This window comes from Caulobacter sp. 05T431 (assembly GCF_056665975.1).
The window spans coordinates 134,740-155,990 of record NZ_JBFTKU010000005.1; the positions used below are offsets into that span (position 1 = coordinate 134,740).

Consider the following 21,251-nt stretch of genomic DNA (forward strand, 5'->3'; position numbering starts at 1 on the left):
CCGATGACCGAAGAAACCAGCAACTCCAGCAACGAAACCCGCGAACTGATCTCGTTCCGTGTCGGCGAGCAGGAATACTGCGTGGACATCATGGCCGTCCGCGAGATCCGCGGCTGGAGCCCGGCGACCACCCTGCCGCAGTCGCCCGTCTACATGCGCGGCGTGATCAACCTGCGCGGCGCGGTCCTGCCGATCATGGACCTGGCCGCCCGCATCGGCATGCCGACCACCGAGCCGAACGTGCGCAGCGTGTTCATCGTGGTCCAGGCCGGCGACCGCACGGTGGGCCTGCTGGTCGACGCGGTGTCCGACATCCTGTCGATCACCGACGACATGTGCCAGCCGACGCCGGACATCGCCTGCGAGAACGTCCGCCACTTCGTGCGCGGGATCATTTCCATCGAAGGGCGGATGATCAGCGAGATCTCGCTGGACCGCCTGCTCCCCGAGCGCGAGGCCCTGGCCGCTTAAGATGACCGCATCCTCGACCTCATCCCGCGAAGCCCTGGTCGACGGCGAATTCGCCTTCACCAGCGCCGACTTCAAGCGGATCGCGGCCCTGCTGTACGATCAGGCGGGCATCAGCCTGCCCGACAGCAAGGCCACGCTCGTCTATTCGCGCCTGGCCAAGCGCCTGCGCACCCTGGGCCTGAAGACCTTCGCCGAGTACTGCACGTTCGTCGCGCAGGACGGCAATGTCGACGAGCAGCAGCACATGCTGCGGGCCCTGACGACCAATGTCACCCGCTTCTTCCGCGAGCCGCACCACTTCGACGACCTGCGCGCCAACATCCTGGAGCCCATGGCCGACAAGGTCCGGGCCGGGGGGCGTCTGCGCCTGTGGTCGGCGGCCTGCTCGTCGGGCCAGGAACCCTATTCGATGGCCTTCACGGTGCTGTCGGTGTGGCCGAACGCCGCCGATCTGGACATCCGGATCCTGGGCACGGACATCGACACCAACGTGCTGGCCACCGGTCGGACCGCCGTCTACGAGGAGGCCCTTCTCGAGGGCATCCCGGCCAATATGCGCAACCAGTATTTCGAGCGTGACGCCAGCGACCGCCGCAGCTTCCGGGTCTGCGAGGCCGCCCGCCAGATGGTGGCGTTCCGCGAGCTGAACCTGAACGGCCCCAGCTGGCCGATGAAGGGTCCGTTCGACGCGATCTTCTGCCGCAACGTGGTGATCTATTTCGACGAGCCCACCCAGGAGCGGGTCTGGCAGCGCTTCGCGCCGCTGGTGTCGCCGGGCGGCAAGCTCTATGTGGGCCACTCCGAACGCGTGGGCGCGTCGGTCACGGCGTTCGAGAGCGCCGGCCTGACCGCCTATCGCAAGGCAGGAGGTCGCTGATGGCCAAGATCCGCGTTCTCGTCGTCGACGACTCCGCCACCATGCGCGGCCTGATCACGGCCGCCCTGACCCGTGACCCCGAGATCGAGGTGGTCGGCGCCGCCGGCGACCCGTTCGAGGCCCGGGGCATGATCAAGGCCCTGAACCCCGACGTCGTCACCCTCGACATCGAGATGCCGAACATGAATGGCATCGAGTTCCTCGAGAAGATCATGCGCCTGCGGCCGATGCCGGTGGTCATGGTCTCCAGCCTGACCCAGGCCGGGGCCGAGATGACCCTGCGCGCGCTGGAGCTGGGCGCGGTGGACTGCGTGGGCAAGCCCACGACCGCCACCGGCACCGCCGAGGCCCTCCAGGAGGTGACCGAGAAGGTCAAGGCCGCCGCCCGCGCCTCGGTGCGGACCAAGGCCGACGCCGCCCCGGCCGCCGCCCGCCGCCTGAACTACCTGCCCTCGGGCGACATCGTGGCGATCGGCTCGTCGACCGGCGGGGTGGAAGCCCTGCTGACGATCCTGAGCCAGTTCCCCGAGACCGGCCCGCCGACGGTGATCACCCAGCACATGCCGGCCACCTTCACGGCCAGCTTCGCCGCTCGCCTCGACCGGGCCAGCGGCGCCAAGGTGCAGGAAGCCGTCGACGGCGCCCTGCTGGAGCCGGGCAAGGTCTATGTCGCCCCGGGCGGCGCGACCCACCTGGAAGTCGTCCGCTCGGCCGGGCTGCGCTGCCGCCTGGTCCAGGGCGACCCCGTCAGCGGCCACCGGCCCTCGGTCGACGTGCTCTTCAACTCGGTGGCCCAGGCCGTCGGGGACAAGGCGGTCGGCGCCATCCTGACCGGCATGGGCCGCGACGGCGCGCAGGGCCTGCTGGCCATGCGCAAGGCCGGCGCCAAGACGGTCGGCCAGGACGAGGCCAGTTGCGTCGTCTACGGCATGCCTCGTACGGCTTTTGAACTCGGCGCGGTGGAGAAGCAGGTTCCCCTGTCCTCCATGGGCCAAACCATCCTCGATCTGGCCTCCGCGAGGCGATGAACCCATGCCCCAAGCAAGCACCATTTCCGTTCTCGTCGTCGATGACCAGCTGACCATGCGGGCGCTGATCCGCAATGCGTTGCAGCAGATCGGGTTCAAGGACATCCGCGAGGCCCCGGACGGCGAGGAGGCTCTCAAGAACCTCCTGGCCAAGCCGGCCAACCTGGTCATCTCGGACTTCAACATGCCGAAGATGGACGGGCTGGCCCTGCTGCGCGCCGTGCGCTCGCACCCGCCGATCCGCCAGACCGCCTTCGTCATGCTGACGGGCCGCGCCGACCGCGAGCTGGTCCAGCGCGCCGTGCAGTTCGGCGTCAACAACTACTGCGTCAAGCCGTTCACCGTTCAGGGCCTGAAGGAAAAGATCGAACAGGTCTTTGGCCAGCTGACATGATCGGACGGGACCCTCACCCAGACGACGCTTCCGGCCCGGCGATCAAGGTCCACGTCACGCAAGGCGAAAGCCATGTGTCGGCCGACCCGAACGTGGTCATGACCACGGTGCTCGGCTCGTGCATCGCCGCCTGCCTGCGCGATCCGACGACCGGCATCGGCGGTATGAACCACTTCCTGCTGCCCGACGCGGGCGACCGCGGCAAGGACGGCGGCGACGCCGTGCGCTACGGCGCCTTCGCCATGGAACTGCTGATCAACGGCCTGCTGAAGAAGGGCGCGCGCCGCGACCGTCTGGAGGCCAAGATCTTCGGCGGCGGCAAGCTGTTCGACGGCCTCTCGGACGTCGGCGCCAGCAACGCCGCCTTCGCCGAGCGCTTCCTGCGCGACGAAGGCATCCCGATCGTCTCGTCCAGCACGGGCGGGCTGTCGGCGCGCCGCGTCGAGTTCTGGCCGGCTTCCGGCCGGGTCCGCCAGCGCCTGGTCGCCGTCGACAACGCCCCGCAGGACGTCCGTCGTCCCACGCCCGCTCCGATGCCTGCCGTGTCCAGCGGCGATGTGGATCTGTTCTGACGCCCATGACCGCACAGCCGCTCAGCCTGACCGAAGCCGACGACACCCGCGGGCAGCTGCCCGTGGGCGAGCTTTCGCGTCGGCTGGCGGCCGAGCTGATGGCAGCCGCGGCGATCTGCCGGGATTGCGAGCACATCGCCGGCGACCTGGCCACGGGCGGCGCGGCCCTGGAGAACCTGTCGCGGCTGCAAGCCCTCGATGAGCTGAGCCAGCGCCTGCACGGCCTGTCGGACGTCCTGGCCCGCATCGGCCAGCACGCCTCGGGCGAATGGAGCATGGCGGTCGAGCCGCTGCTCGAAGGCCTGGGCCTCGCCGATCTGGTGGGCCGCCTGCGCGACGCCCAGGATCACGCGGGTTGGACCGCCGAGGCCGGCGAACTCGACTTCTTCTAGGCCCAGGTTCCAGCCCATGCGCGAACCGCTCCACGCCTCGACACGGATCAACCTCGAAAAGGTCGAGGTGCTGCTGGTCGACGACAGCGCCCCGTCGCTGAACCTGCTGTCCCAGGTGCTGCTGGGCTTCGGGGTCGGCAACCTGACCCGGGCCGACAGCGCCAAGACCGCCCAGACCCTGCTGCGCGAACGCACCTTCGACCTGGTCATCAGCGCCACCAACATGGCCGGGGTCGACGGCTACGAGCTGGTCAAATGGCTGCGTCGCGGCGCCCTGGAGGCCAACCGCTACCTGGCCGTGATCCTGGTCTCCGGCCACACCCCGCCGTCGCACGTGTTCAAGGCGCGCGACGCCGGCGCCAACTTCACGATCGCCAAGCCGATCACCCCCAAGATCGTGCTGGAGCGCATCTTGTGGGCGGCCAAGGAGGATCGCCAGTTCATCGAGTGCGAGACCTATCTCGGCCCCGACCGGCGGTTCAAGAACGACGGTCCCCCGAACGGCGCCAAGGGGCGCCGGCGCGAGGATCCCCCGCAAGCCATGCGTCCGCCCGGCGCCCAATCCGCCTCTTCGGGGGCCCTGGAGTCGCCCGACTCCGAGAAAGCCAAGTCATGACCGTCGCCCGCAAGTTCCGCGCCCCCAACCGCCTGTCGATGCTGGCCCGGGCCAACGGCGGCATGATGGCCAAGGACGCCCTGGCGGCCGCCGACGCGGCGCTGGAGCCGCTGCGCGCCGAGTCGCTGGCGGTGCTGGACGCCGCCCTGGCCGAGATCGAGAGCCGGTTCGGCAAGGCGGCCGCGGCCACCCGCGGCGCCGGCGCCTTCCAGGACCTCTACACCCTGGCCCTGCGGATCATCGACGTCTCGGGCTTCCTGCCGGGCTCGTGCGTGGACCAGGCGGCGATCTCGTTCTGCGCCCTGGTCGACACCTGCTCGGAGGCCGGCGCGTGGCGCTGGGAGGCCATCGACGTCCACATCAATTCGCTGCGCCTGCTGCGCACGGTCGACCTGAACCCCGACCAGCGCCGCGCGGTGATCGACGGGCTCAACAAGGTCAGCCAACGGCGCATCGAGGATCTATGAGGGGCTGAGGGGCTTGGAAACAAGCGTGGCCGGGTTGTGACCGAAACGACACGATTACGACGCCGCTACGTTTCGCCACGCTTCAGCCATCTTGTGAACGGCGGTTTCATTTGATACCGCTTGCATTGCTACCGGTGTCAGGACAACGCCTCACAAAGGTGTGACACCGGTGTCAAAAATGACGGCCCTTGAGGGCGGTCGCGCGGGAAGGAAGCGCGGACGTGTTCTAGGCCGGGCGGCGCGCAAGCGCCGTTCAGAAGAATGTGGTCACGGGAGGAGGATACATTGTCCCAGGTTTCCAAGACGCGCATCCGCGCGCTCAAACTCGGCGCCTCCGGCGGCGCCATGCTGATGGCCATGGCCATGGCCGGTGCTGCCGCGGCGCAAGACGCGCCCGCCGCCGCCCCCGCCGCCCAGCCGGAAGACAACGCCGTCGAAGCGGTGGTCGTCACCGGTTTCCGGGCCTCGCTGGCCAACGCCCTGGACATCAAGCGTCGTGAAAACGACCTGGTCGATGTCATCAAGGCGCAGGACATCGCCGACTTCCCCGACCTGAACCTGGCCGAGTCGCTGCAGCGCGTGCCGGGCGTGTCGATCGACCGCGACGGCGGCGAAGGCCGCAGCATCACCGTGCGCGGCCTGGGTCCCGACTTCACCGTCGTGCGCCTGAACGGCCTGGAAGCCCTGGCCACCACGGGCGGCAAGGACAGCTCGGGCGGCGCCAACCGCGGCCGCCAGTTTGACTTCTCGATCTTCGCCTCGGAGCTGTTCAACAGCGTCACCGTGCGCAAGTCGACCTCGGCCTCGAACGAAGAAGGCTCGCTGGGCGCGATCATCGACCTGCAGGCCTCGCGCCCGTTCGACTTCAGCGGCCCGGCCCTGAGCATGGGCGCCAAGATCGGCTGGAACGACCTGTCGCGGAAGAACGACCCGCGCTTCACCTTCCTGGCCAGCAACCGCTGGGACACCGGCATCGGTGAAATCGGCGCCCTGATCTCGGTGGCCTACGCCGAGCGCAAGACGCTGGAAGAAGGCTCGTCGACCGGCCGTTGGGAAAACCCGTCGGTCGCCTTCAACTCCTCGGGTGGCTTCCCCTGCTCGGGCGGGGCTTACAATCCCGTCAGCGGGCCGCCCCTGACCTGCGCTCAAATCGACACCCCGACCTATCCCACGAGCCCCGCCTCCACGACGCCGGTCGCCGGGACCGAGGCCGACCCGGGCACCGCCAACGCCCTGTGGCACCCGCGGATCCCGCGCTACGGCCGTCTGCAGTATGACCAGAAGCGCCTGGGCATCACCGGTTCGCTGCAATGGCGTCCGACCGAGAACTCGACCCTGAGCCTCGATGCGCTGGTGGCCAATTTCACCAACAACCGCGACGAGACCTATCTGGAAGTCATCTCGTTCAGCCGCAGCGGCGCGGGCCTGCCCCAGACCGACGTGGTCAACTTCCAGGCCGACAGCAAGGGCCACCTGATCAAGGGCACGTTCGACGACGTCGACGCCCGCGTCGAGTATCGCCACGACGACCTGAAGACCGAGTTCAACCAGTTCACCCTGACCTACGACACCAAGTTCGGTGAAGCCGGCCACCTGAACATGATCTACGGCCAGTCGCGCTCGATCCAGAACAACCCGGTCCAGACGACCTTCTCGTTCGATCGCTACGACTCGGACGGCTACAGCTACGACTACTCGCAGAACGACAAGCTGCCGAACTTCAACTACGGCTTCGATCCGACCAAGCCGAGCAACTTCGTCTACAGCCCCAGCAACGGCCTGGGCGACCCGTCCCTGCTGCGCATGCGTCCCAGCAAGGCGGTCAACACCTTCAAGACGTTCCGCGCCGACGTAGACTACCAGATCCTGGACGGCTTCAAGCTGCGCTACGGTTTCGACTGGAAGGAATTCGGGTTCAACTCGTCGGAAAAGCGTCTGTATTCGCGCCAACTGGCCGGCCAGACGTCCTATACCGCCGAAGCCGGCTTCGCTCTGCCGGCCGGCGTCACGATCGCCGACGTCTCGCGCCTGATCACCGGTTTCGGCCGCGGCCTGGACCTGCCGGCTGGCGTGCCGACCTCGTGGATCGCGCCCGATCTGGACAAGCTGAAGAAGGTCATCGGGTACGACTGTGACTGCGTCAACGCCAACGGCGACTTCCGCCTCAGCAGCATCAACCAGCTGGGCGCGCTGCGGGAAATCACGGAAGACGACACCGCCTTCTACCTGCAAGGCGACTTCGACTATGACCTCTTCAACATGCCCGTGCGCGGCAATCTCGGCGTGCGCTATGTGAAGACCCAGCAGGACGCCCTGGGCCACTACAGCGTCGGTCCCACGAACAACGTCCTGGTCACCTTGCCGTCGGGCGTCGTCCTGAACGAAACCGTGCCGAAGGACGGCGTGCAGACCACCTCGCGCGAGTATCACAACACCCTGCCGGCCCTGAACGTGTCGGTCCAGCCGGCGGAGAACTTCTTCATCCGCTTTGCTGCGGCCAAGACGATGACGCGTCCGCAGCTGCAAAACCTGACGCCGGGCTATACGGCGATCAACCAAAACAGCCAGACCCTGACGCGCGGCAACCCGGATCTCAATCCGATGCTGTCGAACAACCTGGATCTGAGCTTCGAGTGGTATCCGGACAAGGAAACCCTGCTGTCGGCGGGCTTCTTCCAGAAGGACATCAAGTCCTACATCCAGCAGACGGCCGAGGTGATGCCCTGGTCGGCGACGGGTCTGCCCGACAGCCTGCTGACCTCCCCCAACACGACGGCGACGCCTTTCACGGTCACGACCCAGGTCAACACCCCAGGCGGCAAGCTGAAGGGCTTCGAACTGAGCGCCCAGCGTCCGTTCACCTTCCTGCCGGCTCCGTTCGACAAGTTCGGCGCCATCGTGAACTACACGCACGTCAAGAGCGACATCGACTACATCATCAAGTCGCCGACCTACAACGCGGCCAAGGTGCAGACCGCTCCGGCGGTTTTCGTCACCCAGCCGCTGGTCAACCTGTCGCCCGACTCCTTCAACGCCACGCTCTATTATGAAAACGCGGGCTTCAAGGCGCGGATCTCGGGTTCGTATCGCGACCAGTACCTGATCCAGGTGGCCCCCTCGGCCACCAACAACAACGACGTGCGGATCAAGGAAGAGACCTTCAACCTCGACGGTCAGATCAGCTACGAGTTCAACAAGATCACGGTCACCTTCGAAGCCATCAACCTGACCGACCAGGAAGACAGCAAGGTCGACGACTCCACCCGAATGAGCTCGGAAGAGTACGTCCACTACGGCCGTCAGTTCTATCTGGGCGTGAAGTACAAGTTCTAGGTCGCATTCCTCCCCGAAACGACCAAAGGGCGCTGGTGCAAACCAGCGCCCTTCTTTTTTGGTGATTGTTTGAAGCCTCTCATCCCGGCATTCGCCGGGATGAGCGGATTTATGAGTTCGCAACCCCGTCGATCCAGGTCCGGCGCACCTGGAGCGTGTCGTCCAGCAGCACCAGGTCGGCGGCGGCGCCCGCTTGGATCGCGCCGCGCCGGCCGGCCAGGCCCAGGAAGGCGGCCGGGGTGGCCGAGGCGATCGCCACGGCGTCCTCCAGCGACAGGCCCAGCATCGACATGGCGTTGCGCACCGCGCCGATCATGTCCAGGTCCGAGCCCGCCAGGGTGCCGTGGTCGTCGACGCAGACCCCGTCGACCACCCGGATGTGGCGGCCCTGCAGGTTGAAGTCCTTCTCGGTCATGCCGACGGTCGGCATGGCGTCGGTCACCAGCATGAAGCGGTCCAGCGGCCGCGTGCGCAGGGCGATCTTCAGGGTCACGGGGTCGACGTGGCGACCGTCGACGATGACCCCGCACCAAGCGGTCTGGCTTTCCAGGGCCGCGCCGACCACGCCGGGCTCGCGGCTGGTCAGGGGCGACATGGCGTTGAACAGGTGGGTAAAGCCGGTCAGGCCGGCGTCCAGCGCCTTGCGCACCGTGCCGTAGGCGGCGTTGGTGTGGCCGGCGGCGACGGTCACCCCGGCGCTGGCCAGGCGGCGGACCATCTCGGGCGTGGTGGTCTCCGGCGCCAGGGTCACCAGGGTCTTGCCGCGCTTGAGCGAGCTCAGCAGGGTCACGGCCTCGTCGTCGAGGGTCCGGAACTTGCTGGAATCGTGGATGCCCTTGCGCTTCACATTGAGGAAGGGGCCCTCGATGTGGACGCCCAGCACGCCGGGCACACCGGCCTCGATGGCCTGCTCGGTCGCCCGCATGGCCGCGTCGACCACGGCCAGGTCGTCGCTGATCAGGGTCGGCAGGAAGCCGGTGGTGCCGTAGGGCCGGTGGGCCGCGCCGATGGCGGCGATGGCCTCGACGGTGGTGGAGTCGTTGAACAGCACCCCGCCGCCGCCGTTGACCTGGGTGTCGATGAAACCGGGGACCAGCAGGCCGCCGTCCAGGTCGTGGCGTTCCACCCCGGCCGGAGTGTCAGCGCTGTCGATGAGGCCCTGGACCCGGCCGTCGGCGATCGCCACGGCCTTGCCGTCGACGATCCCGTCGGGCGTCAGGATGCGGCCATTAACGAGAACAGACTGCATCAGACGGTTTCTGTGACCTTGTTGAGGTGCGGAGGGCTGTCGGGATCGTAGCCGCGCGCCACCGAAAGCGCATTGGCCATCCGGTAGAAGCTCTGGATCATCAGGATCGGCTCGATCACGGGGTGCGCGGCCAGGGCGGGCAGCACGCCGGCGCCTGTTTCTCCGGCGCCGGCCAGCAGCACGTCGCCGCCACGGTCCGTGACGCCCTTGGCCATGGCGTCGACGCTGTCGCGGCTCTCGTCGTTCTGGGCGAACACCAGCACCGGGAAGCCTTCCTTCACCAGGGCCATGGGCCCGTGCAGCACCTCGGCGGCGCTGAAGGCCTCGGCGTGCAGGCCGCAGGTCTCCTTGAACTTCAGGGCCGCCTCCTGGGCGACGCCGAAGCCGACGCCGCGACCCAGCACATAGAGGTTGCGGGCCAGCTTCAGGCGCTCGACGGCCGGCGTCCAGTCCAGGGTCCAGGCCTCGGCCAGCAGGGCGGGCAGGGTGGACAGGGCGGCGGTCAGGTCCTCGTCGCCCGTCCAGGCGGCGACCAGCTGGGCGATGGCCGAGAGGGCGGTGATGTAGGACTTGGTGGCCGCCACGCTCAGCTCGGGGCCGGCGTGCAGCGGCAGCACCTCGTCGGCCAGGGCGGCCAGCGGCGAGTCGGTGACGTTGACCAGGGCGATGACGAAGGCGCCGGCGGCCTTGGCGGCCTGGACGGCGGCCAGCAGGTCCGGGCTCTTGCCCGACTGCGAAATGGCCAGATACAGCACGTCGCCCAGGTCCTGCTGGGCGGCGTAGACCGAGCTGACCGACAGGGCGGCCGACGAGGTCAGGACGCCGGTGCGGGTCTCGACCAGGTACTTGGCGAAGGTGGCGGCGTGGTCGCTGCTGCCGCGGGCGCAGGTGACCACGGCGCGGGGCGGATGGGCGCGCAGGCGCTCGCCGATCCGGGCGGCGCGGGCGGCGTTGGCGGTCAGCTGGGCGGCGACGGCTTGCGAGGCCTGGCCGGCCTCGAGGAACATGCGGGTCGATTCCGCCGTCAGCCTCGCCGGTTCAGCGGGGGGTGCGGGTCGGGTCAAGACGTTGGCCTCCAAAGCAGGCGTTCCTTTACATAGGCGCGCGGGGTGAGCCGCGCTCAGCATGGACCTCAGCTGAGGGCGTTCAGCTCGGCGACGAAGTCGTAGGCGTCGCCGCGGTAGTAGGACTGGGTCACTTCGACCGCCCGGCCGTCCGGCAGGAAGCTGCGGCGCTCGATCAGCAGCCCCGCGTCCTTGACCGGCACGCCCAGCAGCTCGGCCTGCTCGGCGGTGAACAGCACCGCGCGCAGTCGCTGCAGGGCGCGGGCGGGGCGGTGGCCGGTGGCCTCCAGGGCCTCGTAGAGCGAAACGCCCACCACCTCGGCCGAGGGCAGGGCGAAGCCGGCGACGGTGGAATATTCCAGCGCCATCGGCGCGCCGTCGGCGTAGCGGATGCGGGCGAAGCGGAAGACCGGCGTGCCGGGCGACAGGCCCAGGGTCAGGGATTCCTCGGGCGTGACGGCGCCCATGGCCTTGCTGATCCATTCGCTGCGCGGGACGCGCCCGCGCGAGATCATGTCCTCGGTGAAGGAGGTCAGCTTGGAGAAGCTCTTCTCCACGCGCGCGGCGACGAAGGTGCCCGCGCCCTGGCGGCGCGTCAGCAGGCCCTCGCTGACCAGGCCGTCCAGCGCCTTGCGCACCGTGATGCGCGAGATGTTGAACTCCTCGGCCATGTCGCGTTCGGCCGGCAGGGCGTCGTCGGGCCCCAGGACCTTCTTTTGGATGGCCTCGCGCAGGGCGCGTTGCAGCTGCTTGTAGAGCGGAGCGTGGTCGTCGCCGGTTAGGCCGCCGATCCTCTCAGAAAACATCGTCAATTCCGCACCCCCGCGCAAAACCGCGCCACCCCGTGACCACCGGGATAGCATATGACCATTTTCGTACCAATAAGAACATGGTCTGCAATTGGTTCTTTTTTGGCCTTGTCATCCGATAAATTTCCGTCACAGTCGCCTTCCGAGGCCCGAGAAGTACCGCATTCTACGGATGTCCGCAGATAATTGGTATCAGATTGGGCTTGGGGTTCGGCTCCAGACCCAAGGGTCTGGAAAAAGGGGAGAAGCCGAGTATGCGAAATTTCCACAAGACCATTCTAACTGCGTCCGCCAGCGTTCTGGCGGTCGCGTTGGCCGCGCCGGCCTTCGCGCAGGACAATACTACGGTCGACGAACTGGTCGTCACCGGCATCCGGGCCTCGCTGCAGGCCTCGGTCGAAGCCAAGCGCAACGCCGACGCCGTGATCGACGTGATCACCGCCGAAGACATCGGCAAGTTCCCGGACAAGAACGTCGCTGAATCTCTGCAACGCGTTCCGGGCGTCACCATCCAGCGTGAATTCGGCGAAGGCGAGCGCATCTCGATCCGCGGCACCGCGCCGACCCTGAACCGCACCCTGCTCAACGGCCACGCCGTGGCCACCGCCGACTGGTTCATTCTCGATCAGTTCAAGGCCAGCCGCAGCTTCAACTACCTGATGCTGCCGTCGGAAATCGTCGGCAAGGTCGAGGTCTTCAAGAGCCCGATGGCCGACATCGACGAAGGCGGCGTGGGCGGCACGGTCAACGTGCACACCCGCAACCCGCTGGACCTGGACCCGATCTCGGTGTCCGGCTCGCTGCAGGCCTTCCATGACGAGAAGTCGGGCAACACCGATCCGACCGCCTCGGCCATGCTCAGCTGGCACAACGCCGACAAGACGTTCGGCGTCCTGGTCGGCGGCATCTACGACAAGCGCCGCATCCGTCGCGACGGCATCGAGGTCCTGGGCTACCAGGCCGTGACCACGGCCATGGGCTCGGGCACCAACATCACCGGCATCGCGCCCGGCCAGACGGTCTACGCGCCCAGCCTGATCGGCTCGTCGCTGTTCACCCAGACCCGCGAGCGCAAGGGCGCCAACTTCGCGATCCAGTACGCGCCCAGCGACAAGTGGGACCTGAACCTGACCGGCCTCTATTCGCGGATGGACGCCGACAACTTCAACCAGAACTACATGGCCTGGGTCAGCCAGAAGATCGGCGCCCTGGCCACGACGCCGACCGAGACCTTCAACATCACCAAGGTCAGCAACGGCACGGCCGTCGCGGGCAACTTCAACCAGCCCGGCGCCAACGGCGTGGTGTTCGACGCCATCGACCGCCTGGCCCACACCAATGTCGGCTCGATCGACCTGGCCGGCACGTTCCGCCCGGCCGACGGCTGGGAGTTCAAGGGCCGCATCGGCTACACCAAGGCCAAGGGCGCCACCGACCTGCAGCCGTTCTGGGAAACCAACGCCCCGACCGGCCTGAGCTACGACCTGTCGGGCGGCCTGCCGAAGGTGACCTTCACCAACATCGACCCCAAGACGGCCGATGACGAGATGACGCTGGGCTGGGCCTCGGCCAACACCACCGTCAACGACGACGACGAGTTCTACACCTTCGTCGACGGCGAGAAGTTCATCGAAGGCAGCGTGTTCAGCTCGGTCCAGTTCGGCCTGAAGTACACCGACCACGACCGTGACGTGGTGCAGACCTACGGTCAGCGCCGCGCCCTGTTCGGCGCCAACGCCTGCGGCGGCCACGCCTGCTCGCTGGCCGACGTCGCCGGCGGCCTGACCGACAGCGACTACCTGGACGGCATCAAGGGGCCGGGCGTCCTCAGCTCGTACCTGACGGCCGACAAGAACAAGATCGAGGCGATCTACGCCAAGATGGGTCCGGCCACGATCTACGATCCGAACAACCCCAACACCGGCGGCTGTATCGGCTTGGTGAACTGCGACCACTTCGGCCCGCTCGAAAGCTTCGACTTCAACGAGAAGACCTTCGGCGGCTACCTGATGGGCAACCTGAAGGGCGACGGCTGGCGCGGTAACGTCGGCGTCCGCGTCGTCAACACCAAGATCGAGACCAACGCCTGGCGCGTCGGCGTCTCGGCGGGCACGCCGGGCGCGATCAACAACCCGTTCGGCCTGATGGCGCCGACCGCGGGCGAGAAGGAGTACACCGACATCCTGCCGTCGGCGAACTTCGCGTTCGACCTGAAGGACGACCTGGTCCTGCGCGTGGCCGCCGGCCGCGTCCTGGCCCGTCCGGACTACGCCCAGATGGCCGGCTTCACCTCGCTGACCGAGTCCCTGTTGACGGCCTCGGGCGGCAACCCGAACCTGGACCCGTATCGCGCCAACCAGTACGACGCGACGTTGGAATGGTACTTCGCGCCGCAGTCGATCCTGTCGGTCGACTTCTTCTACAAGGACATCTCGACCTACATCGTCCAAGGCGCGACGGTCGAGAAGCTGCCGCTGCAGGCCGCCGCCAACGACCCGCGGGTCGTCAACCCGGCCAACCAGTGCGTCCTGCAATCGCCCGGTCTCTACAGCTGTAACTACAATGTCGGTCGTCCGGTGAACGTGCCCGGCGGCGAGACCAAGGGCGTGGAAGTCAACTTCCAGATGCCGATCTGGAACGGCTTCGGCGTGCTGGCCAACTACACCTACTCCGACGCCAGCTCGACCACGGGCGTTCCGGTGCCGTCGAACTCGAAGAACATCTTCAACGTCAGCGGCTACTACGAGAACGATCGCTTCAGCGCCCGTCTGTCCTACAACTACCGGTCCAAGTTCTTCGTCGACTACGACGCCGAGCGCGGCTACCGGCAGCTGTGGTCGGACTCGATCGCCTCGCTGGACGCCTCGGCCAGCGTCAACGTGACCGACAACATCTCGCTCAGCCTCGACGCGATCAACCTGACCGACGAGAAGCAGACCGACAACTACGACAACGATCCGAACCGTCCGGCCCGTATCTACAAGAACGGCCGCATGATCTTCGGCGGTGTCCGCTTCAAGTTCTAGTCCGCGTACCGGGCCTCCGGCGTCCGCGCCGGAGGCCCGTAGTTTCCTCCCGAGATCGTTGCATCGGAGGCGGCATGGTCCAGGATCGCGTCATGACCTGCCCGCCGCCGCCGATCGCGACCAAAGTCCTCCTGACTGCAAGCACGGAGCTGGGGCGGAGCGGTCAAACGCTCCGCCCGCTTTTTGCCGCCCCGTCCTTTCCGCATGTCAGCTGGTGAGCGACCCCTCATGACCTTTTCCGTCCTCAAGGCCTCGGCGATCCTCTCGGCGTCCGTCGCCGTCCTGGCGTGCGCCTCGGTGAGCCAAGCCGCCCAGCCGGCCCTGACCCTGACGCCGGCGCCGGCCCAGGCGACCCCGGGGCAGGGGACCTTCGCCCTGACCGCCAAGACCCGAATCTTCGTCGACGAGCGCGACGTCGAGGCCCGCGTCGTGGCCCGTCAGCTTTCCGACATGATCTTCAAGGCCCGAGGCCTGAAGCTGGCGGTCGTCGACAGCGCGACTCCCGCCAGTGAGCCCGGCATCTATATCGCGCGCGGCGAACTCACGGACGACGGCGACACCAAGCCCGAGGCCTACGCCCTGGACGTTTCGCCCAAGGGCGTCCGGATCCAGGCCCCTAAGCGCGCGGGCCTGTTCTACGGCGCCGTCAGCGTCTGGCAGCTGGCCGTGCAGGACGCCGCCAAGGGGCCCGCCCAGCTGCCCGCCGTCGAGATCCTGGACAGCCCGCGCTTCGCCTGGCGCGGCTTCATGCTGGACAGCGCCCGCCACTTCCAGAGCGTCGACACCATCAAGTCGATCCTCGACACCATGGCCGCCCACAAGCTGAACGTCCTGCACTGGCACCTGGTGGACGACCAGGGCTGGCGGCTGGAGATCAAGAAGTATCCGAAGCTGACCTCGGAAGGGTCCTGGCGCGTCCCGGCCGGGGCTGCGGGGCGCGATCCCAAAACCGGCAAGCCGATCCGCTACCAGGGCTTCTACACCCAGGACCAGGTGCGCGAGCTGGTGGCCTACGCCGCCGCGCGCGGCATCACCATCGTCCCCGAGATCGAGATGCCGGGCCACGCCTTGGCGCCGCTGGTGGCCTATCCCCAGTACGGCATGACCAAGACCCCGCCCCGCGAGCACATGGGCGACTGGGGCGTGTTCCCCTATCTCTACAAGCCCAGCGACGAGACGTTCGGCTTCCTGAACGACATCCTCGACGAGGTCATGGACCTCTTCCCGTCCGAATATATCCACGTGGGCGGCGACGAGGCCGTGAAGGACCAGTGGAAGGCCAGTCCCGAGGTCCAGGCCCAAATCCAGGCCCTGGGCGTCAAGGACGAGCACGGGCTGCAGAGCTGGTTCATCCAGCGGGCCGAAAAGCACATCAACAGCCGCGGCCGGCGGATGATCGGCTGGGACGAGATCCTGGAAGGGGGCCTGGCCCCCAACGCCACGGTCATGTCCTGGCGCGGGGTGGAGGGGGCGGTCGCCGCCGCCTCGCAAGGCCACGACGCCGTGCTGGCGCCCGACAGCACCCTCTACATGGACCGCCGCCAGAGCGCCTCGGCCGACGAGCCGCCCGGCCGGATCAAGATCGTCAGCCTGAAGGACGTCTACGACTTCGACGCCGCCCCGGCCGCGCTCACCGAGGCCCAGCGCGCCCACATCCTGGGCCTGCAGGCCAATTCGTTCACCGAGCACATGCGCACCGACGAGCGGCTGGAGAAGATGACCTTCCCGCGCCTGATCGCCGTGGCCGAGAACGGCTGGACGCCCGAGGCCGCCCGCAGCTGGGACAGCTTCGCCGCCCGCCTGCCGGCCGAGATCGCCCGGATGGACGTGTTGGGCGTGGCCCACGACACCGTGCCCTACGAACCCCAGGCGACCCTGCGTCCGGCCGACGGCGGCCAGGTCTCGGTGGCCCTGGCCTCGGGCCTGGGCCTGGGCGAGATCCGCTACACCACCGACGGCAAGGCGCCGACCAAGGCTTCGAGCCTCTACGCCGCGACCCTGACGCTGGCGCCCGGCAAGACCGTCCGGACCCGGACCTTCCTGGGCGACGACGCCTTGGGACGCGTCCGCGACTATCCGGTCAACCTGCTGGCCGCCCAGACCCGCAACAGCCACCAGTTGGAGCTGTGCGGCAACGGTATCAACCTGTCGCTCGAGGACGACGCGCCGGTGAACGGCCCGCGCGCGGTGTTCGCCGTCGACCTGATGAACCCCTGCTGGGTGTGGAAGGGCGCCGACCTGTCGGCCGCCGTGACCCTGACCGCCCGCATCGGCCAGGTGCCTTTCAACTTCCAGATCGGCGCCGACCGCGAGAAGATCCCGCTGCGTGCCCCGGCCACGCCGGACGGCGAACTGGAGGTTAGGCTGGACGGCTGCGCGGGCGAGCGGATCGCCGCCATCCCGCTGGGCGCCGCCGCCCGCGGGCCCGCCCTCGGAACGGTCAGGGGCAAGGTCCCGGCCAAGGGCGGGGTCCATGATCTCTGCCTGACCTTTACAGCCAAGTCCGTCGAGCCGACCCTGGTGCTCGACAGCGTCTCCCTCACGGCCGCCGGCAAGAGCGGCGAGAACTAAGAACCCAGAAGCAGGAAGCGTCCCGGTGTCCAATCTCGTACTGTCCTCGCCGCTCAAGGGCTGGATCGCCCCGCTGGACGAGACGCCCGACGCGGTGTTCGCCGAGCGCATGCTGGGCGACGGCCTGGCCATCGACCCGCTGGGCTCGACCCTGCACGCCCCCTGCGACGCGCGGGTGATCGCCGTGCACGGCACGCGCCACGCCGTCACCCTGCGGGCCGACAACGGCGCAGAAATCCTGATGCACGTGGGGCTGGAGACCGTCGGCCTGGGCGGCGAGGGCTTCGAGGTCCACGTCAAGGACGGCGACGCGGTCAAGGCCGGCGACAAGCTGATCAGCTTCGACCTGGACCTCCTGAGCCAGCGCGCCAAGAGCTTGATCACCCCTGTGGTGATCACCAATCCCGACGCCTTCCAGATCGTGCGCCGCGAGCAGGACCACGCCGCCAGCGTCGGCGACTTCCTGATGGAGCTGGCCCCCGTGGGCGGCGCCGGCGCGGTGCTGGCCATCGCCGAGGGCGAGGTGGCGCGCGAGGTCGTGGTGCCCCTGCAGCACGGCATCCACGCCCGCCCGGCCGCCCGCATCGCCGAGAGCGCCCGCAAGTTCGCCGCCGAGGTGGCCCTGGTCGCGGTCAATCGCCGGGCCAGCGCCAAGAGCCCAGTGGGCGTGATGTCCCTGGCCGTGCGCCACGGCGACCGCATCAGCGTGGTCGCCTCGGGCCCGGACGCCGACTTCGCCGTGGCCGCCATCGCCGAGCTGATCGAGGGCGGCATGGGCGAGAGCGCGGCCCTGCCGCCGACCGCCGCGCCCGCCGCCGTGGTCGAGGCCGTCCGCGCCGCCCAAAGTCGCCATTTGGCGTCGGAGCCCGGCCTGCTGCGCGGGGTGATGGCCGCCCCGGGCCTGGCGATCGGCCAGGCCGTGCGTTTCGTCTCCAGCGACATCGTGGTGGCCGAGGCCGGCGCCGGGGCGGGCCATGAGCGCGCCGCGCTGGAGGACGCCCTGGCCCAGGTCCGGGCCAAGATCGAGAAGGCCGCCGCCAAGGGCGACACCGCCCGCAAGGCCATCCTCGGCGCCCACCTCGCCTTCCTGGAAGACCCCGAACTGACCGCCTCGGCCCATCGGCTGATCGTCGACGGCAAGAGCGCGGGCTTCGCCTGGCGGCGCGCCGTCGGCGGCTATGTCGAGGCTTTGCGCGGCCTGGGCGACCGCCGCCTGGCCGAGCGCGTCGACGACCTGATCGACCTGGAGCGCCAGGTGCTGCGCGCCCTGTCCGGCGAGGAGGATGAGGCCCGGACCCTGCCGCCCGGCGCCATCCTGCTGGCCGACGAACTGCTGCCCTCGCAGCTGATGGGCGTCGAAGCCGGCCAGGTCGCCGGCTTCTGCACGGCCAAGGGCGGACCGACCTCGCATGTGGCCATCCTGGCCGCCGCCATGGGCATCCCGGCCATCGTCGCCGCGGGGGCGGGCGTGCTGGACGTCACCGAGGGCGCGGCCCTGATCCTCGACGCCGAGGACGGCAGCTTGCGCGTCGGACCCGACGCCGCCCAGCTGGCCGCCGCCCAGACCGCCATCGCCGCCCGCCACGAGCGCAAGGCCGCCGCCAAGGCCGCCGCCCATCAGGAAAGCCGCACGGCCGACGGGACCCGCATCGAGGTGTTCGGCAATGTCGGCTCGCTGAACGACGCCCTGGCCGCCGCCGCCAACGGCGCCGAAGGTTCGGGCCTGCTGCGCACAGAGTTCCTGTTCCTGGAGCGCGAGACCCCGCCCGACGAGGACGAGCAGGCCCGCCAGTACCAGGCCATCGCCTCGGCCCTGGACGGCCGCCCGCTGATCATCCGCACCCTGGACGTCGGCGGCGACAAGGCCGCGCCCTACCTGCCGATCCCGGCCGAGGAGAACCCGGCCCTGGGCCTGCGCGGCGTGCGCGTCAGCCTGTGGCGGCCGCACCTGCTGAAGACCCAGCTGCGGGCCATCCTGCGGGTCAAGCCGCTGGGCCAGTGCAGGATCATGGTCCCGATGATCGCCAGCCTCGACGAGCTGCGCGCCGTGCGCGCGGTGCTGGAGGAGGCCAAGCGCGAGATGGGGATCACCGAACGGGTCGAGCTGGGGGTGATGATCGAGACGCCCGCCGCCGCCGTCACCGCCGACCTGATCGCCGCCGAGGCCGACTTCCTGTCGGTGGGCACCAACGACCTGACCCAGTACGTGCTGGCCATGGACCGGGGCAATCCCGAGCTGGCCGCCCGCATCGACGCCCTGCATCCGGCGGTGCTGCGGATGATCGACCAGACCTGCAAGGGCGCGGCGCGCCACCAGCGCTGGGTCGGCGTCTGCGGCGGCCTGGCTTCCGACCTCGTCGCCGTGCCGGTGCTGGTCGGGCTGGGCGTCACCGAACTTTCCGCCACCGCGGCGACCGTGCCGGAGGTGAAGGCCCTGGTGCGGACCCTGGACGTCGAGGCCTGCCGGGCCCTGGCCCGCCAGGCGCTGGACCAGGCCTCGCCCGAGGCCGTCCGAGATCTCTGCAAAGCCTTCCACCAGAAGGTCGGAGCCTAAGCGATGAAGTCCCCGCTCGAATTCCTCCAGCCCCTGGGCCGGGCCCTGATGCTGCCCATCGCCGTCCTGCCGGTGGCGGCCCTGCTGTTGCGGATCGGCCAGAACGACCTGCTGGGCCGGCCCGAACTGGCGGTGCTGACCCACGACCTGTCGCTGACCGTGGCCAACGTCTTCGGCGCGGCGGGCGGGGCGATTTTCGCGAGCCTGGGCCTGATCTTCGCCATCGGCGTGGCCGTGGGCTTGGCGCGCGAGAACCACGGGGCGGCGGGCCTGGCGGGGGTGGTCTGCTACGTGATCGCCACCAAGGGCGTCGACGCCCTGATGGTGGTGCCGCCCGACGTCGCCGCCAAGGCCGTGGAGGGCGCCAAGGACCTGACCGTCGCGGCCTGGAAGGCCAAGGAGATCGGCAAGCTGTCGATCCCGGTCGGCATCCTGTCGGGCGTGATCTGCGGCTGGCTCTACAACCGCTACAGCAACATCAAGCTGCCCGAGTACCTGGCCTTCTTCGGCGGGCGGCGTTTCGTGCCGATCGTTGCCGGCCTGGCCGGCGTGCTGCTGGCCCTGGTCTTCGGCTTCGCCTGGAGCGGGCTGGAGGCGGGCGTCGACGGCCTGTCGGGCCTGGTCACCGCCTCGGGCAATGTCGGCCTCTTCATCTACGGCCTGCTCAACCGGCTGCTGATCGTCACCGGCCTGCACCACATCCTCAACAACGTGGTCTGGTTCATCCTGGGCGACTTCAACGGCGCCACCGGCGACCTCAACCGCTTCGCGGCCGGCGACAAGAGCGCCGGGGCGTTCATGAGCGGCTTCTTCCCGGTGATGATGTTCGGCCTGCCCGCCGCGTGCCTGGCCATGTACCACGCGGCCCGGCCCGACAAGCGCAAGGCCGTCGGCGGCATGCTGGGCTCGCTGGCCCTGACCTCGTTCCTGACCGGCGTGACCGAGCCGATCGAGTTCACCTTCATGTTCCTGGCCCCGGTGCTGTTCGCGATCCACGCGGTGCTGACCGGCCTGGCCATGGCCCTGATGAACATCCTGGACATCAAGCTGGGCTTCGGCTTCTCGGCGGGCCTGTTCGACTACGTGCTGAACTTCAACAAGGCCACGCACCCGCTGCTGCTGATCCCGGTGGGGCTGGTCTACGGCGCGATCTATTACGGGATCTTCCGCTTCGCCATCCAGCGCTTCGACCTGAAGACCCCGGGCCGCGAGCCCGACGACGCGGTGGCGGCGCCTGTCGTGACCACCGGCGGCGGACGCGGCGCGGACTTCGTGGCGGCCCTGGGCGGAGCGGCCAACCTCACGACCGTCGACGCCTGCACCACCCGCCTTCGCCTGATCGTCGCCGACCAGGGCGCGGTCAACGAGCCGGCCCTGAAGGCCCTGGGCGCGCGGGGGATCGTCAAGCCGTCGGACAAGGCCCTGCAGGTCGTGCTGGGGCCGGTGGCCGACCAGGTGGCCGGCGAGATCCGCGCGGCCATGAGCGCCGGAAGCAGCGCCGCGCCGGTTCCGGCCAAGGCCGCCGCCCCGGCCGCCGCGCCCCTGACGTCGGCCCTGCCCACCGCCGCCGACGACGCGCGGGCCGAGACCCTGGTCGCCGCCCTGGGCGGTTTCGCCAATGTCGAGGCGGTGGGCGCCTGCTCCAGCCGTCTGCGGCTGGTGGTGCGCGACAACGGCCGGGTGGACGAGGCGGCCCTGGCGGCCCTGGACTCGCGCGGCGTGGTCCGGGTCGGCGAGCGGGCCGTGCACGTGGTGCTGGGCCCCGACGCCGAGCGGATCGGCGAGGCCGTGCGTTGCCTGCTGCCGGCCTGATGCTACCAAGGGTGAA

At 68.8% G+C, this 21,251-nt stretch carries 16 protein-coding genes; 13 read left to right on the top strand and 3 right to left on the bottom strand.

Features of this window, described 5'->3' with window-relative positions; genetic code table 11:
• The first annotated feature begins 3 nt into the window (after positions 1 to 3).
• From AC1U89_RS06845 to AC1U89_RS06885, 9 genes are all read left to right on the top strand, one after another.
• Complete coding sequence (locus tag AC1U89_RS06845) at positions 4 to 471, top strand: chemotaxis protein CheW (RefSeq protein WP_479898971.1); 468 nt, start codon at positions 4 to 6, stop codon at positions 469 to 471.
• Position 472: 1 nt separating this feature from the next.
• Positions 473 to 1,348 (top strand): CheR family methyltransferase, encoded by an 876-nt coding sequence (locus tag AC1U89_RS06850; RefSeq protein ID WP_479898972.1) that lies wholly within the window; start codon positions 473 to 475, stop codon positions 1,346 to 1,348.
• On the top strand, positions 1,348 to 2,376 hold the full coding sequence (locus AC1U89_RS06855; RefSeq protein WP_479898973.1) for a protein-glutamate methylesterase/protein-glutamine glutaminase: 1,029 nt from the start codon (positions 1,348 to 1,350) through the stop codon (positions 2,374 to 2,376). Before AC1U89_RS06850 ends, AC1U89_RS06855 begins: the two co-directional genes overlap by 1 nt.
• 4 nt (positions 2,377 to 2,380) lie before the next feature.
• Positions 2,381 to 2,770 (top strand): response regulator, encoded by a 390-nt coding sequence (locus tag AC1U89_RS06860; protein WP_010918325.1) that lies wholly within the window; start codon positions 2,381 to 2,383, stop codon positions 2,768 to 2,770.
• Positions 2,767 to 3,342 carry a chemotaxis protein CheD gene (locus AC1U89_RS06865; protein WP_479898974.1) on the top strand — a complete coding sequence of 192 codons (576 nt, stop codon included), beginning with the start codon at positions 2,767 to 2,769 and terminating at the stop codon, positions 3,340 to 3,342. The genes AC1U89_RS06860 and AC1U89_RS06865 overlap by 4 nt, the downstream gene beginning before the upstream one ends.
• A gap of 5 nt (positions 3,343 to 3,347) precedes the next feature.
• Positions 3,348 to 3,734 carry a chemotaxis protein CheU gene (locus tag AC1U89_RS06870; RefSeq protein WP_479898975.1) on the top strand — a complete coding sequence of 129 codons (387 nt, stop codon included), beginning with the start codon at positions 3,348 to 3,350 and terminating at the stop codon, positions 3,732 to 3,734.
• A gap of 16 nt (positions 3,735 to 3,750) precedes the next feature.
• A complete protein-coding gene (locus AC1U89_RS06875; protein WP_479898976.1) occupies positions 3,751 to 4,350 on the top strand; it encodes a response regulator in 600 nt (199 codons plus the stop codon).
• Positions 4,347 to 4,817 (top strand): chemotaxis protein CheE, encoded by a 471-nt coding sequence (locus AC1U89_RS06880; RefSeq protein ID WP_479898977.1) that lies wholly within the window; start codon positions 4,347 to 4,349, stop codon positions 4,815 to 4,817. The genes AC1U89_RS06875 and AC1U89_RS06880 overlap by 4 nt, the downstream gene beginning before the upstream one ends.
• A 261-nt stretch (positions 4,818 to 5,078) precedes the next feature.
• Positions 5,079 to 8,150: a TonB-dependent receptor gene (locus AC1U89_RS06885; protein ID WP_479898978.1), complete on the top strand. Its 3,072-nt coding sequence runs from the start codon at positions 5,079 to 5,081 to the stop codon at positions 8,148 to 8,150.
• 109 nt (positions 8,151 to 8,259) lie between these two features.
• Here AC1U89_RS06885 and nagA read toward each other — a convergent pair whose 3' ends face one another.
• Genes nagA through AC1U89_RS06900 form a run of 3 tightly spaced genes read right to left on the bottom strand, consistent with a single transcriptional unit; the run spans position 8,260 to position 11,269 of the window.
• Positions 8,260 to 9,399: an N-acetylglucosamine-6-phosphate deacetylase gene (gene nagA / locus AC1U89_RS06890; RefSeq protein WP_479898979.1), complete on the bottom strand. Its 1,140-nt coding sequence runs from the start codon at positions 9,397 to 9,399 to the stop codon at positions 8,260 to 8,262.
• Positions 9,399 to 10,478, bottom strand: a complete 1,080-nt coding sequence (locus tag AC1U89_RS06895; RefSeq protein WP_479898980.1) for an SIS domain-containing protein — start codon at positions 10,476 to 10,478, stop codon at positions 9,399 to 9,401. The genes nagA and AC1U89_RS06895 overlap by 1 nt, the downstream gene beginning before the upstream one ends.
• Positions 10,479 to 10,531: 53 nt before the next feature.
• Positions 10,532 to 11,269, bottom strand: a complete 738-nt coding sequence (locus AC1U89_RS06900; protein WP_479898981.1) for a GntR family transcriptional regulator — start codon at positions 11,267 to 11,269, stop codon at positions 10,532 to 10,534.
• A gap of 257 nt (positions 11,270 to 11,526) precedes the next feature.
• Between AC1U89_RS06900 and AC1U89_RS06905 the strand changes: the two genes are divergently transcribed.
• The 4 genes from AC1U89_RS06905 (at position 11,527) to nagE (ending at position 21,235) form a co-directional block, all read left to right on the top strand.
• Positions 11,527 to 14,298: a TonB-dependent receptor gene (locus tag AC1U89_RS06905; protein WP_479898982.1), complete on the top strand. Its 2,772-nt coding sequence runs from the start codon at positions 11,527 to 11,529 to the stop codon at positions 14,296 to 14,298.
• Between the two features lie 228 nt (positions 14,299 to 14,526).
• The gene (locus AC1U89_RS06910; RefSeq protein WP_479898983.1) at positions 14,527 to 16,869 is read left to right on the top strand and encodes a family 20 glycosylhydrolase; all 2,343 of its coding nucleotides are present in this window, start codon (positions 14,527 to 14,529) and stop codon (positions 16,867 to 16,869) included.
• 25 nt (positions 16,870 to 16,894) lie between these two features.
• Positions 16,895 to 19,423 (top strand): phosphoenolpyruvate--protein phosphotransferase, encoded by a 2,529-nt coding sequence (ptsP, locus tag AC1U89_RS06915; protein WP_479898984.1) that lies wholly within the window; start codon positions 16,895 to 16,897, stop codon positions 19,421 to 19,423.
• Between the two features lie 3 nt (positions 19,424 to 19,426).
• On the top strand, positions 19,427 to 21,235 hold the full coding sequence (gene nagE / locus AC1U89_RS06920) for an N-acetylglucosamine-specific PTS transporter subunit IIBC (protein ID WP_479898985.1): 1,809 nt from the start codon (positions 19,427 to 19,429) through the stop codon (positions 21,233 to 21,235).
• The last annotated feature ends 16 nt before the right edge of the window (positions 21,236 to 21,251 follow it).

Bases quoted from the DNA above. Each gene is read 5' to 3' on its own strand.
- AC1U89_RS06860 (WP_010918325.1), top strand. From the start codon at position 2,381: ATGCCCCAAGCAAGCACCATTTCCGTTCTCGTCGTCGATGACCAGCTG.
- AC1U89_RS06850 (WP_479898972.1), top strand. From the start codon at position 473: ATGACCGCATCCTCGACCTCATCCCGCGAAGCCCTGGTCGACGGCGAA.
- AC1U89_RS06900 (WP_479898981.1), bottom strand. From the start codon at position 11,269: ATGTTTTCTGAGAGGATCGGCGGCCTAACCGGCGACGACCACGCTCCG.
- nagA (WP_479898979.1), bottom strand. From the start codon at position 9,399: ATGCAGTCTGTTCTCGTTAATGGCCGCATCCTGACGCCCGACGGGATC.
- AC1U89_RS06880 (WP_479898977.1), top strand. From the start codon at position 4,347: ATGACCGTCGCCCGCAAGTTCCGCGCCCCCAACCGCCTGTCGATGCTG.
- nagE (WP_479898985.1), top strand. From the start codon at position 19,427: ATGAAGTCCCCGCTCGAATTCCTCCAGCCCCTGGGCCGGGCCCTGATG.
- AC1U89_RS06875 (WP_479898976.1), top strand. From the start codon at position 3,751: ATGCGCGAACCGCTCCACGCCTCGACACGGATCAACCTCGAAAAGGTC.
- AC1U89_RS06845 (WP_479898971.1), top strand. From the start codon at position 4: ATGACCGAAGAAACCAGCAACTCCAGCAACGAAACCCGCGAACTGATC.
- AC1U89_RS06905 (WP_479898982.1), top strand. From the start codon at position 11,527: ATGCGAAATTTCCACAAGACCATTCTAACTGCGTCCGCCAGCGTTCTG.
- AC1U89_RS06865 (WP_479898974.1), top strand. From the start codon at position 2,767: ATGATCGGACGGGACCCTCACCCAGACGACGCTTCCGGCCCGGCGATC.
- AC1U89_RS06855 (WP_479898973.1), top strand. From the start codon at position 1,348: ATGGCCAAGATCCGCGTTCTCGTCGTCGACGACTCCGCCACCATGCGC.
- AC1U89_RS06885 (WP_479898978.1), top strand. From the start codon at position 5,079: ATGTGGTCACGGGAGGAGGATACATTGTCCCAGGTTTCCAAGACGCGC.
- AC1U89_RS06870 (WP_479898975.1), top strand. From the start codon at position 3,348: ATGACCGCACAGCCGCTCAGCCTGACCGAAGCCGACGACACCCGCGGG.
- AC1U89_RS06910 (WP_479898983.1), top strand. From the start codon at position 14,527: ATGACCTTTTCCGTCCTCAAGGCCTCGGCGATCCTCTCGGCGTCCGTC.